The organism is Ensifer sp. NM-2 (assembly GCF_003024455.1).
Lineage (GTDB): Bacteria > Pseudomonadota > Alphaproteobacteria > Rhizobiales > Rhizobiaceae > Ensifer > Ensifer canadensis.
Genome location: NZ_PVZR01000027.1, coordinates 78136 through 91100 on the forward strand (window position 1 = coordinate 78136; position 12965 = coordinate 91100).

The window sequence follows — 12965 nt, forward strand, 5'->3', positions numbered from 1 at the left end:
CAGCCCCCATCGCACTACGGCAGGCACCGCCTAGATCATTCTTCACTTATCTTGATCTTGCGGACCTTTCCAAAACTCTTGTCTAAGGCGGGCAGCCGCCTCTCGTAGTTGACCTTGACATGGGGGGACGCACCGTGGTCGCTCTCCTTCATCAGGACGACGACCAGCCGACTGTCTGCGAGGGAGAGATGCACCTCAAACGGTTCATCCGCCTGTTTGGCGCCGATGTTAGGCCGCCATCGCCCAGTTCCGCTGGCGTAGGATGTCGGGACGTAACTGTTGGCAGTCACAACTGCCGACCAGCCCGCTTCGCTGACAACGGTAAGGACAGTGCCGTGCCGAACAACGCTGAGGCAGCCTTGGCAGCGTATGAGCGTCGCGCCCACTTCGCGCCAGAGCCCAGAGATTCCGCTATCGTCCGCCCGCACGGATTGCGCCGCCAGCAGCAAAGTACCGATCAAAACCAGTAAGCCTACACGTCCGCTCACCGAAGCTCGTCTCCACCAATCCGTTCAGACATTTCCTATTGGTCGACTGGGCACGAAGATCAACTTTTGCAGGCAAAAACGAATTAACGCAACCCGGAAGATTACGTTTCGATCCGCAATTTCATTCGGTCGGCGGCAAAACAGCTGCGGGAATACTCCACGGGCTTGCCGTCGAGGTCCGCATTGACCGACTGCGCCTCCAGCACGATCGCACCAGCCGAGAGTTTCAGCATCGAGAGTTCGTCGCTGTCGGCATGGCGGGCGACGATCTCGGTCGAAACGCGCACGTAGTCGTCAAGGCCGTGGGCGGCAAACGCTTTGGTTACGGAATGCCGTTGCTCGAACTCTTCCGCCATGCGGGGAAACCGGGCGGCGGGATAGTAACTTGACGAAACGGAGAGCGGACGGCCATCGCCGCTGCTGACGGTGCGCAATTCGATCACAGGTTCACCCGGCGCGATACCCAGTGCCGAGGCAATGTCGCCAAATGCCTTCAGTTCGGCATGGCCGAGCAGGCGGGTGCCGATCTCCTTCACCTGCCGGCCGAGACCCTGCGAGAAGCGGGTGCGACGCGAGATTGGATAGCTCACCCTCTCCTTGCGCTCGATCATCGTACCGCGGCCCTGGACGGCACGAACCAACCCTTCCTCGGCAAGGGCTGCCAGTGCACTCCTGACGGTGTGCCTGTTGACGCCAAACTCGCCCGCAAGCACCGTTTCGGGCGGCACCATGCCGGCAGCGTCGTAGTCGCCATTGCTGATCGCCAGCCGGATCCGGTCTGCGATCTGCCGCCAGAGTGCGACCCCTGTCTGCCGTTCAACCACTTTTCGCATTGCCATGTCACAAGCCTGTCATTTGCGGACGCTAAGGAAAAGTATAAGATGTGCACTTGTCTAGATCAATAGACATTTGAGGTGAAAATGATGGATGCGAAGCTGAAACAGGAAAGTCCGCCGGAGATGGCGCGCAAGGAAGGCATGCGGCTGCTGGCCCGCGCGTCTTCGGAAGAACTCATGACCGCCTGGGAGGCACTTGCCGACAAGCCTGATGTGTCGCCCGTGCGCGGACCGGAAACGGGCTTGGTCATGGTTCGCGGCCGCATCGGCGGCGGCGGCGATGCCTTCAATCTGGGCGAGGCAACCGTATCGCGCGCGACGATCCGGCTTTCGACCGGCGAAATCGGCCATGGCCAGTTGCTGGGCACTGACAAGCAGCGCGCCCGCCTTGCTGCAATCTTCGATGCGCTCTTCCAGCGTGAAGCCGACCGCCCGGCCGTCGAGGCGCTTCACCGCGCAATTGCTTCGCGCATCGAGGCGGAGGACCGCCGCAGCGCAGAGGAAACCGCCGCGACCCGCGTCGACTTTTTCACCATGGTTCGCGGAGACGACTGATGGCCAGCCAATCGCAAATCTATGCCGGCGCCTTCGCCGACCCGGTGTTTTCCGCCCAATCCGTATTCAAGAGCCTGATGGACGGCTTTGCCCGCCCGGGGCAGATCATCCGCCTGGAGGCGTCGAGCATCCCGCCGGCGCCAATGGGTGCGGCTGCCGGAGCCGTCGCCTTGACGCTGTGCGATCACGACACGGCAGTCTGGCTCACGCCCGCCCTTGGCAAATCCGCAGTACCGCAGTGGATCGCGTTCCACACCGGCGCACCGGTGACGGACACCAAAACCGATGCACGCTTTGCCTTTGTCGAGAAGGGCGCGCCGGTTCCGGGCTTCGACCAGTTTTCGCTCGGCACGCAGGAATACCCGGATCGCTCGACTACGCTCGTCATCGAGATTGAGGCGCTGACCGGCGGCGAACCGCTGACCGCCCGCGGACCTGGTATCAAGGACGACATCACCATTGCGGTGCGTGGCCTGCCTGAAGTCTTCCTCGACTTTTGGAGCGCCAACCGCGCGATTTTCCCGCGCGGCATCGACCTCGTGCTGACATCAGGCGACAGCGTTCTTTGCCTGCCGCGCACCACCCGACTCGTTCGCCAGGAGGTTTAACCCATGTATGTTGCAGTGAAGGGCGGCGAAGCCGCCATTGCCAACGCCCATCGCCTCCTTGCCGATCGGCGCCGCGGCGACCGCGCCCTACCGTCGATCACCATCCAGCAGGTCGTCGAACAGCTCGGCCTTGCCGTCGATCGCGTCATGGCCGAAGCCTCGCTTTACGACCGTGAGCTCGCAGCCCTTGCCGTGCGCCAGGCGCGCGGTGACATGATCGAGGCGATCTTCATCCTGCGCGCCTACCGCACGACGCTGCCGCGCTTCGGCTATTCCGAGCCGGTCGATACCGCGACCATGAAGGTCGAGCGCCGCGTCTCGGCCACCTACAAGGACCTGCCCGGCGGACAATTGCTGGGCCCAACCTTCGACTACACCCATCGTCTGCTCGACCCCTCGTTGATCGACGACGCAGCGGTCGAGGAGCCGGCCGTCAAGGAGCCTGGCGAACATGTGATGCGCGTCTCCGACATTCTCGACGGCGAAGGGCTGATCGAAGGCGACGGCCGCATGCCCGAAGGCCATGTCATGGGCGACCTCACCCGCGAGCCGATGGAATTTCCAATGGCCCGCGACCTGCGCCTGCAGGCCCTGGCACGCGGCGACGAGGGCTTTCTGCTGGCGCTCGCCTACTCGACCCAGCGCGGCTATGGCCGCACGCATCCCTTCGTCGGCGAAGTCCGCATCGGCGAAGTCGAAGTCGAACTGGACCTGCCCGAGCTCGGCTTTGCCGTCTCCCTCGGCGTCATCCGCGTCACCGAGTGCCAGATGGTCAACCAGTTCATGGGATCGGCGAAACAGCCGCCGCAGTTCACCCGCGGCTACGGCCTCGTCTTCGGCCAAAGCGAACGCAAGGCCATGTCGATGTCACTCGTCGACCGCGCGTTGCGCACCGACGAATTCAGCGAAGACATCGTTGCGCCGGCGCAGGACCAGGAATTCGTGATTTCTCATGCGGACAACGTGCAGGCGACCGGTTTCGTCGAACACCTGAAGCTGCCGCACTATGTCGATTTCCAGGCTGAACTCGACCTCGTTCGGCGCATGCGCCGCGACTATGACGCTGCCCGCCCCGGCGGCCAGGACGGCATGAAGGAGGCCGCCGAATGACCGACCTTGCCACCTACAACTTTGCATATCTGGACGAGCAAACCAAGCGGATGATCCGCCGCGCCATTCTGAAGGCGATCGCCATCCCAGGTTACCAGGTTCCCTTCGCCTCGCGCGAAATGCCGATGCCCTACGGCTGGGGCACCGGCGGCGTGCAGGTTACCGCGTCGATCCTCGGACCGAAGGACGTGCTGAAGGTCATCGACCAGGGTGCCGACGACACCACCAACGCCGTGTCGATCCGCGCCTTCTTCCAGAAGGTCGCCGATGTCGCAGTGACGACGAAGACTAAGGAAGCAACCATCATTCAGACGCGCCACCGCATTCCCGAGGAAGGCCTCAGGGAGGGCCAGACGCTGGTCTACCAGGTACCGATCCCGGAGCCCCTGCGCTTCCTCGAGCCGCGTGAGACCGAGACCCGCAAGATGCACGCGCTCGAAGAATACGGGTTGATGCATGTGAAGCTCTATGAGGACATTGCCCGCAACGGCCATATCGCCACCACCTATGCCTATCCGGTGAAGGTCGAGGGTCGCTACGTCATGGATCCCTCGCCGACGCCGAAGTTCGACAATCCGAAGATGCACATGTCGGAAGCGCTCCAGCTTTTCGGCGCCGGCCGTGAAAAGCGCATCTATGCGGTTCCGCCCTATACCGAGGTCGTCAGCCTCGATTTCGACGATCACCCGTTCGAAGTGCAGAAGTTCGACAAGCCCTGCGCCCTCTGCGGCGCCGAGAACGTCTATCTCGACGAAGTGGTGCTCGACGACAAGGGCGGACGCATGTTCGTCTGCTCCGACACCGACCATTGCGAAGACCGCCGCGACTGCGGCCATGCTGGACACATGCTTGCCCGCCAGGAGGCCGCAGAATGAGTGCCGTACCGCTTCTGAAAGTCAACGACGTCTCGAAATTCTACGGAAGCCGCATCGGGTGCCGGAACGTCTCCTTCGACCTCTTCCCCGGCGAAGTGCTGGCGATCGTCGGAGAATCCGGCTCGGGCAAGACGACGCTTCTGTCCTGCCTTTCTACCCGGTTGATGCCGACATCCGGCATCGTCGAATACCATATGCGCGACGGCCAGTATCGGGATCTCGCCCGCATGGGCGAGGCCGAGCGACGCTTCCTGATGCGCACCGACTGGGGCTTCGTCCACCAGAACCCGGCCGATGGCCTCAGAATGACGGTCTCGGCCGGTGCCAATGTCGGCGAGCGCCTGATGGCCGTTGGCGACCGGCACTATGGCAACATCCGTGCCGCCGCCAGCGACTGGCTGGAACGCGTCGAGATCGGCATCGACCGCATCGACGACCAGCCCCGCGCCTTTTCGGGCGGCATGCGCCAGCGCCTGCAGATTGCCCGCAATCTCGTCACCTCCCCTCGCCTCGTCTTCATGGACGAGCCGACCGGCGGCCTTGACGTTTCGGTGCAGGCTCGCCTGCTCGATCTCGTGCGCGGGCTTGTGCACGATCTTGGCCTTGCCGCCATCATCGTCACCCACGATCTCGCTGTCGCACGGCTTTTGTCGCACCGCATGATGGTGATGAAGGACGGCGCCGTCATCGAGCAGGGGCTAACCGACCGCGTGCTCGACGATCCGCGCGAGCCCTATACCCAGCTCCTCGTCTCCTCCATCCTGCAGGTATGACGCATGATCCCGAAAAGTAAAAATCGGTTTTCGATCAAGATCATGCGCAAAGGAAAGTAAGAATCATGGCTACGCCCCTTGTTGTTTCCGAAGTCGCAAAGAGCTTCACCATGCACCTGCGCGACGGCGTGCGCCTGCCTGTCGTCGCCAACGTCTCCTTCTCGGTCAAATCAGGCGAATGCGTCGTCCTTGGCGGCCCCTCAGGCGTCGGCAAAAGCTCTATCCTGAAAATGCTCTACGGCAATTACGGCGTCGATGAGGGCCAGATCCTGATGGAGCACGACGGCAAGCTGGTGAACCTCGCCACTGCCGAACCGCGCACCGTGCTTGAAGTCCGGCGCGCAACGCTCGGATATGTCAGCCAGTTCCTGCGCGTCGTGCCGCGTGTCTCGGCGCTCGATATCGTCGCCGAGCCGCTGCAGGCGCGTGGCGTCGCCATGGAAGATTCCCGCGCACGGGCCGCCGAGCTTCTGTCTAAGCTCAACCTGCCGAAAGAACTATGGTCGTTGCCGCCAGCCACGTTCTCCGGCGGCGAGCAGCAGCGCGTCAACATCGCCCGCGGCTTCATCACCGACCACAAGATCCTGCTTCTCGACGAACCGACGGCTTCGCTGGACGCGAAAAACCGTGCGGTGGTCGTCGAGATGATCGCCGAGAAGAAGGCGAAGGGAACGGCATTGATCGGCATCTTCCACGATGAGGAAGTCCGCGACGCGGTGGCTGACCGCATTCTCGACGTATCGGCCTTCTCACCGCGAAAGGCAGCCGCATGAGCCATAAACTCGGTCTTGAGCCTTTCATCCACCCGACCGCGAGCGTCAACAACTCGACGCTCGGCCGCTACACCGAAATCCAGGAGCGCTCGCGCCTGGAAGAGGTCGAGTTCGGCGACTACTCCTACATCATGCAGGACGGCTCGATCTGGTGCGCGACGGTCGGCAAATTCGTCAATATCGCTGCCGCGGTGCGCATCAACGCCACCAACCATCCGACCTGGCGCGCAACGCTGCATCACTTCACCTATCGCGCTCCGAACTACTGGGACGATACCGAAGTCGATCACGATCTTTTCGCCTGGCGCCGGTCGAACCGGGTGACGATCGGCCATGACGTCTGGATCGGTCACGGTGCGACGGTGCTGCCAGGCGTCAATGTCGGCAACGGTGCGGTGATCGGAGCCGGCGCTGTCGTCTCCAAGGACGTGGCACCCTATACGATCGTCGGCGGCGTGCCGGCAAAGCTCATCCGCGATCGGTTCAATGCCGGTATCGGCGAACGGATGGACAGCCTTGCCTGGTGGGATTGGGACCATCAGCGCCTGCGCAAGGCGCTCGACGATTTCCGCGAGCTGACGGCCGAAGAGTTTCTCGTTCGCTACGCCTGAGCACGCCGACATCAGCGCCGCAGTTGGGGCCGAAGCTGCCCCGCGGCAGAAACGCCTCGAAAGTCCGGATTGGTGGGGGTTTGCGGACGCTAGGGAGCGTCATGTGAAGTTGGATGTTCGCCGTCGAGCGCGCTTTCTTCAGTCCTGGATTGCAAACCAACTGATTGCAACTAGTATATATCACCCAGAATCACAAAGCTTATCGGGGGTAAGGACAATCATTTCTACCGACAAAGAAAGCCGACAGGCATCCGCAAGTTAAACCGCAGTGCGCGATAGGGATATACACTATGCAAGCGGGATAAAGCCATGCGAAGTGACGTAAACATCACCTCGAATACATATTGCAGATTATGCCGTTCCGGGCGCATAAATGTCATCGGCACCGCCCTGGAAAAAAGGTGGCGGACGTTGGCCGAATAGAGGAACTGCACTGACCTTGTGACTTTGAATTTTCTTCTCTGCCACTCACCGGAAGGAACACGGAGATGGCTGTATGAAGTTGCTCAGAGAACCTCTACTGCATTTCGCCGTCGCCGGCGCGCTCGTGTTTTGCGGCTACTCATGGCTGCATGACAAGCGGGCTGAGGACGGGGCTGAACCTGTCCGCATCGGCGAGGGCGACATCCGATGGCTGAGGCAGACGTGGTCGAGCCAATGGTTACGTGATCCGACCGCCGGCGAGTTGAAGGGAATGGTCGACGGTCTCCTGAACGAAAGGCTTCTGGCACGCGAGGCCAAGGAGATGGGCCTCGATCAGGATGACACCATCATCCGCCGCCGCCTGGCGCAAAAACTCAAATTCATGATTGAGGACACCGCCCAACTGGCTGAGCCGACTGAGGCGGAACTGCGGAAATTCTACGCCGCCAACTCGTCGCGCTTCGAGACGCCTGGCAAGTTGTCGTTCAAGCAGGCCTACTTCAGTCCCGAGCGCCGCGTTGACGCTGCGGCAGACGCCAAGGCGGCGCTCGCCAAATTGAACGGCGGCGACGTCGAGCCGGCGGCAGGCGACCGGCTGCTCCTCGGGAACAGCTTCGACGATGCAGACGCAGCGGCTATTTCGGCCATGTTCGGTGCCGATTTCGCGCACGACGTCCTGGCACTTCAACCGGGCGGGTGGAGCGGACCGGTGAAATCCGGCTATGGCTTCCATCTGGTGTTTGTCACACAGCGCGCGTCGGCAACTCCGAAACCTTTCGAAACGGCGCGCGACGCTGTCCTCGCCGAGTGGCGCAGCGCGAAGCAAGCCGAACTTACCCGCAATTATCTCGCCGAGCTTCGCAGGAAGTATGGAGTCGAACTGGATGACGGCGTGAGCGCGACTCTGGGTTCCGAGCTCGCGTCGAAGGCGGCTGCGAAATGAGCGGGCGACCCCGCCCATCCGTGTTCGAGCGAGAGGTTTGCTCCGCAGCCAGGTTGGTCTGGCTGGTTGCACTTACGGTGGCTGCCATGCTGTTCTCGTTGGCCGCCTTCGCCCATGAAGTGCGCCCTGCCTACCTCAGCATCCGGGAAGAAGCGCCGAACGAGTTGCGCGTACTCTTCAAGACGCCCATGCAGGGCAATGCGCGGCTGGCGCTGAAAGCCTTGTTCTCCGGCAGGATCGAGATGATGACCCCGGTCGTCTCGCATCCGACCGGCGATGCGATGGTACAGACCTGGCGCATCCGAACCTTGGAGCCACTCGCCGGCCAGACGGTGCTGATCGACGGGTTGCAGAACACCATGACCGACGCCCTGGTCCACCTGGTTCTTGCCAATGGCAACACCTGGACGGCTCGGCTGACACCCGGCGCGCCATCTGCGCTGATACCCGCATCGCAAAGCACCTGGGGCGTCTTTACCACCTATGTTCGTCAGGGCATCGAGCACATCGCGTTTGGCTTCGATCACCTGCTCTTCGTCGCCGCTCTGATGCTGATCGTGCGCGACTGGCGCAAGCTGGTGAAGGCGGTTACCGCCTTCACCGTTGCTCACTCGATCACGTTGACCTGCGCGACGCTCGGCTGGGTGACACTGCCATCGCGACCAGTCGAGGCGATGATCGCCATCAGCATCGTCATGGTGGCGGCAGAGATCGTGCGCATGGAGCGTGGCCAGACCAGCCTTGCGATAACCAGTCCATGGATGGTGGCCTTCGCCTTCGGGCTGCTGCATGGTTTCGGTTTCGCTGGCGCGCTTGTCGAAATCGGCTTGCCGCAAGGCGACATTCCGCTGGCATTGGTGGCGTTTAATTTCGGGGTCGAACTTGGGCAACTGGCGTTCATCGGAGCATTGCTGACGCTGGCGCATGTTGTCCGTCGCTTTGCCGCAATGCCGCGCGGGGCAGCCGTTGCCTCGGCGTACGCGATCGGGATTGTCGCGGCATTTTGGTGCGTCCAGCGGCTTGACGCCATGTTCCTGTAGGGCAGCGCAAGCCGTGAAGTTCTTACAGTTCGTTGAGTAGGAAAGATGAGAGCGAGAAGTTAACCGTCGATCGGGAGGATGTCATGCGCGTTTTGATGCCTTTGGCCGGATTGGCCTTGGTTGCGACCACGGCATTTGGTTACCCCACACTGGCACAGGAAACCATAGATAAGGGGACGCTCGATCCCAATATGGTCGACACACTCTTCCCGAAGCCGGGGTATTCGCCTTACGCCGGCAATAGGTTCCCGTCCCGTCCGCTGTTTGGCGATACGCACCTGCACACGTCTCAGTCGTTCGACGCCATCGCCTTCGGCAACTCCCTCGGACCGGAGGAAGCCTATCGCTTCGCACGCGGCGAGGAAGTCATCTCCTCGACCGGTCAGCATGCACGATTGAGCCGCCCGCTTGATTTTCTGGTCGTGTCCGATCACGCCGAGAACATGGGCACGCTGGGCGAAATCAAGACCGGAAACCCGACCTTGATGAATGATCCTGAACTGAAACGCTGGAACCAGATGATGGCAGCCGGCGGTGACCAGGCGATGAACGTCTACTACGAAATCATGGCGAGCGTCGGCGGTGGAGGCAAGCCTTTGCCGGCTGCGCTTCGTTCGGACGACCTGACGCGGTCGGTATGGCAAAAGAACGTCCAGGCTGCGGATAAATACAACGATCCCGGCACGTTTACTGCGTTGATCGGCTATGAGTGGTCATCCAACACCGGCGGCAACAACTTGCATCGCGTGGTCGTCTTCCGCGATGGCGCGGAAAAGACGGAGCCGATCCTGCCATTCTCGTCCTTGCAGAGCGACAATCCGGAAGACCTATGGAAGGCTCTCCAAAACTACCAGACGAAGACCGGCGGCAGCGTGCTCGCCATCCCTCATAACGGTAATCTGTCGAACGGCCTGATGTTCCCGTTGATCAATCCCGTCGGAGGAAAGCCTATCACCGCGGAGTATGCGCGCACCCGCGCAAGCCTTGAGCCACTGATGGAAGTTACCCAGATGAAAGGCGACGGGGAGACGCATCCTACTCTGTCGCCGACTGACGAGTTCGCCAACTTCGAGCGGTGGGATATGGGCAACCTCGACCTGAGTGCGGCGAAAACTCCTGATATGCTGCAGTTCGAGTATGCGCGCTCGGCCCTCAAGAACGGCCTGAAACTCGATAAAGAGCTTGGCGTGAACCCGTACAAATATGGATTGATCGGATCGACGGATTCCCACACGTCGCTCGCCGCGGTCGAAGAGAACAACTTCTTTGGCAAACTCCCTGCGGCAGAACCGAGCGCCGGCCGCGCGACACACCCAATCGCCAAGTTCGGCGACAAGGAGGTCATGGGCTGGGAAGTCGTTTCGAGCGGCTATGCTGCCGTCTGGGCGATGGAGAACACGCGTGAAGCCATCTTCGACGCAATGAAGCGTAAGGAGGTCTACGCCACCACTGGGCCGCGGATGCTGGTTCGGCTGTTTGGCGGATGGGAGTTCGCCGAGGCGGACGCCAAGACGCGAAGCCCGGCAGCGGTCGGATACGCCAAGGGTGTTCCGATGGGAGGCGACCTGCCGCCCCCGCCCGCAGGGAAAAAGGCTCCTACGTTTCTGGTGGCTGCGCTGAAGGACCCGATCGGCGCGAACCTCGACCGCTATCAGATCGTCAAGGGCTGGATGGATGCGGCGGGGCAATTGCACGAGCAAGTCTATGACGCCGCATGGTCCGGAGAACGTAAGCCTGGCGCTGACGGCAAGCTGCCGCCTGTGGGAAACACGGTTGACGTCGCCGACGCCACCTGGACCAATACCATCGGCGCGCCAGAATTGATCTCGGTCTGGACCGACCCCGCCTTCGACCCGGCCCAGCGCGCCTTCTACTACGCTAGAGTGCTGGAAATTCCGACGCCGCGCTGGACGGCCTACGACGCGAAGTACTTCGGCGTCACCATGCCGTCCGAAGTGCCAATGACGTCGCAGGAGCGGGCTTACACGTCGCCGATCTGGTACAATCCTGCGGGCTAGGCGAGAAGGTTGATACGCGCCCCGCGCGCAACGACTAGCAAAGACTAGCAAAGACTGGCCTTTGCTAGGGACATCAGCGAAGTTAGGTAGATCCTATGAGGAGGGTGGATAGCAACCAGCGCCGTGGCAAGGTGAGGTTGCTTAACCACAAACACCCTACCTTGGAGGCAAGCATGCCCGTTGCAGCTCACCGATCCGAAGCGCCGGCCGCTATCCGGACTGATCTTGGCGCAATCTTCGTCTCGTTGGAACTCAGTCAATCTAAATGGCTCATCACCTCGCTGTCGCCGAGTGGTGGCGAGAAGATGTCTAAGCATGCGGTGGCGGCCGGCGATGTCGCCGGCATGCTGGGGCGTTTTGCTGAACTCAAGAGGAAGGCGCGGGCGCGAACCGGGCGGTGTTTTCCGATCGTTGTCATCCAGGAGGCCGGGCTAGACGGCTTCTGGATCCATCGCGTATTGGAGGCCGAAGGGATCGAAAGCCATGTGGTCGATCCGGCCTCGATTGCAATCTCGCGCCGTCGGCGGCGGGCGAAGACAGACAGGATCGACGGCGAAGCGCTGGTTCGCGCATTGCTCGCTTATCAGCGGGGCGAACCGCGGGTGTGTGCGATGGTCCGGGTGCCGACACCCGAGGAAGAGGATCGACGCCGCCTTTCGCGTGAGCGCCAAGCGTTGACTAACGAGCGCATACGGCACGTCAACCGCATCAAGGGCCTGCTGTTCAGTCAGGGCGTATCCGGCTACGAGCCGCTGCGCCGCGATCGACGCAAGCAACTGGAGGAATGCAAGACCGGCGACGGCCGTCCGCTGCCGGCACACTTGAAGGCGCAGATCGGTCGCGAACTCGATCGGCTGGAACTGCTGCTCCAGCAGATCAAGGCTGTCGAGGCCACCCGCGACGCCATGCTCGCTGCTACACAGGCCGTCTCGCCAGCACCGGCGATGCTGCTCACCCTAAAAGGCATCGGGCCGGAGTTTGCCGCCGTGCTCTGGTCGGAGGGGCTGTCGCGTCACTTCGACAATCGACGACAGGTTGCCGCCTATGCCGGCCTCGCGCCGACGCCTTGGCAGAGCGGCTCGGTCGATCACGATCAAGGGGTTTCGAAATCCGGTAATCCAAGGTTACGAACGACGATGATCCAGATGGCCTGGCTGTGGGTGCGTCATCAACCGCAGGCGGTGCTCACCTTGTGGTTTAGAGATCGGGTCAAGCAGAACGGCGGCCGTCTCAAGAAGACGACCATCGTCGCGCTCGCCCGAAAGCTGCTCGTCGCGCTGTGGAAATACGTCAATGCCGGCGTCGTTATCGAGGGAGCGGTCATGAAGACCGCCTGATCGGTTACCCAAACTGAATTCTGCAGTCTTCCAGGACCCGATCAGTCCTGGCGGATCCAGGTGGACGAACCTAGCATTTGCTTGGCTCAAAAATAGGCCGCTCGTATAGAATGGTATCGCCCTCCTGAGCCTTGTCCGCCCGCAAGCGGGATGTTGGTGCTGCTGTCTCGAACAGCGACCGTATATAAGTTGGATTTGGCTTGGCAACGAGCCGCGTCGCGCAACGGGCTCAGGCCATGGATGCCGCAATGAATCACGGAGTGCCAGATGTCACCCTGACGAAAGTTCTGTGTTGACCCTCCTCATATATAAGCAAATGCCACCACCGACCACGATGCGGCGTTGGCCGCTTTGCGCCAGAGAACGAACCCGCTCGCGCGGGAGGGAAGGCGCGGGCCTTGAGACGTGTGCCTCGTTGAAGGCATCGGTGAGGCTTTGATCGATCAGAGGTGACGAACGGCCGGAGTCCTCCGAGCATGAAGGGGTCAACCTTCAGCTTGAGAGGAGCATCCGATGACCGTCGTTCCTAATCCATCCGGTAGCGCGCTTCGTGAGCGCATGATCGAAGACATGTC

13 protein-coding genes are annotated in these 12965 nt (G+C 61.6%); 11 read left to right on the plus strand and 2 right to left on the minus strand.

The genetic code is table 11. From position 1 onward, the window contains the following. Positions 1–35 precede the first annotated feature (35 nt). Both C6558_RS33580 and phnF read right to left on the minus strand, forming a co-directional pair. Entirely contained in the window at positions 36–488 is a 453-nt protein-coding gene (locus tag C6558_RS33580) for a hypothetical protein (RefSeq protein WP_107028359.1), read from the minus strand. A 101-nt stretch (positions 489–589) separates the two neighbouring features. After that, on the minus strand, positions 590–1327 hold the full coding sequence (gene phnF, locus C6558_RS33585; protein ID WP_025429070.1) for a phosphonate metabolism transcriptional regulator PhnF: 738 nt from the start codon (positions 1325–1327) through the stop codon (positions 590–592). Positions 1328–1411: 84 nt separating this feature from the next. Here phnF and phnG point away from each other — a divergent pair, with 84 nt between their 5' ends. The 11 genes from phnG to C6558_RS33640 all read left to right on the plus strand — a co-directional run bounded on the left by phnG (position 1412) and on the right by C6558_RS33640 (position 12390). After that, complete coding sequence (gene phnG, locus C6558_RS33590) at positions 1412–1879, plus strand: phosphonate C-P lyase system protein PhnG (RefSeq protein ID WP_025429071.1); 468 nt, start codon at positions 1412–1414, stop codon at positions 1877–1879. After that, positions 1879–2487: a phosphonate C-P lyase system protein PhnH gene (phnH, locus tag C6558_RS33595; protein WP_025429072.1), complete on the plus strand. Its 609-nt coding sequence runs from the start codon at positions 1879–1881 to the stop codon at positions 2485–2487. The genes phnG and phnH overlap by 1 nt, the downstream gene beginning before the upstream one ends. Before the next feature lie 3 nt (positions 2488–2490). Continuing rightward, on the plus strand, positions 2491–3597 hold the full coding sequence (locus C6558_RS33600; RefSeq protein ID WP_107028360.1) for a carbon-phosphorus lyase complex subunit PhnI: 1107 nt from the start codon (positions 2491–2493) through the stop codon (positions 3595–3597). Beyond that, positions 3594–4472 carry an alpha-D-ribose 1-methylphosphonate 5-phosphate C-P-lyase PhnJ gene (locus C6558_RS33605; RefSeq protein WP_057204658.1) on the plus strand — a complete coding sequence of 293 codons (879 nt, stop codon included), beginning with the start codon at positions 3594–3596 and terminating at the stop codon, positions 4470–4472. The genes C6558_RS33600 and C6558_RS33605 overlap by 4 nt, the downstream gene beginning before the upstream one ends. After that, positions 4469–5245, plus strand: a complete 777-nt coding sequence (gene phnK, locus C6558_RS33610) for a phosphonate C-P lyase system protein PhnK (RefSeq protein WP_025429075.1) — start codon at positions 4469–4471, stop codon at positions 5243–5245. The genes C6558_RS33605 and phnK overlap by 4 nt, the downstream gene beginning before the upstream one ends. Positions 5246–5310: 65 nt before the next feature. After that, positions 5311–6018, plus strand: coding sequence for a phosphonate C-P lyase system protein PhnL (gene phnL / locus C6558_RS33615; protein ID WP_107028361.1), 708 nt, complete (start codon positions 5311–5313; stop codon positions 6016–6018). Continuing rightward, a complete protein-coding gene (locus C6558_RS33620; RefSeq protein ID WP_057204660.1) occupies positions 6015–6629 on the plus strand; it encodes a DapH/DapD/GlmU-related protein in 615 nt (204 codons plus the stop codon). The genes phnL and C6558_RS33620 overlap by 4 nt, the downstream gene beginning before the upstream one ends. Positions 6630–7323: 694 nt before the next feature. After that, positions 7324–7995 (plus strand): peptidyl-prolyl cis-trans isomerase, encoded by a 672-nt coding sequence (locus C6558_RS33625; protein WP_245449257.1) that lies wholly within the window; start codon positions 7324–7326, stop codon positions 7993–7995. Then, entirely contained in the window at positions 7992–9035 is a 1044-nt protein-coding gene (locus C6558_RS33630) for a HupE/UreJ family protein (RefSeq protein WP_084815286.1), read from the plus strand. The genes C6558_RS33625 and C6558_RS33630 overlap by 4 nt, the downstream gene beginning before the upstream one ends. Before the next feature lie 83 nt (positions 9036–9118). Continuing rightward, complete coding sequence (locus tag C6558_RS33635; protein WP_107028363.1) at positions 9119–11053, plus strand: DUF3604 domain-containing protein; 1935 nt, start codon at positions 9119–9121, stop codon at positions 11051–11053. A 173-nt stretch (positions 11054–11226) separates the two neighbouring features. Beyond that, entirely contained in the window at positions 11227–12390 is a 1164-nt protein-coding gene (locus tag C6558_RS33640; RefSeq protein WP_025431442.1) for an IS110 family transposase, read from the plus strand. The last annotated feature ends 575 nt before the right edge of the window (positions 12391–12965 follow it).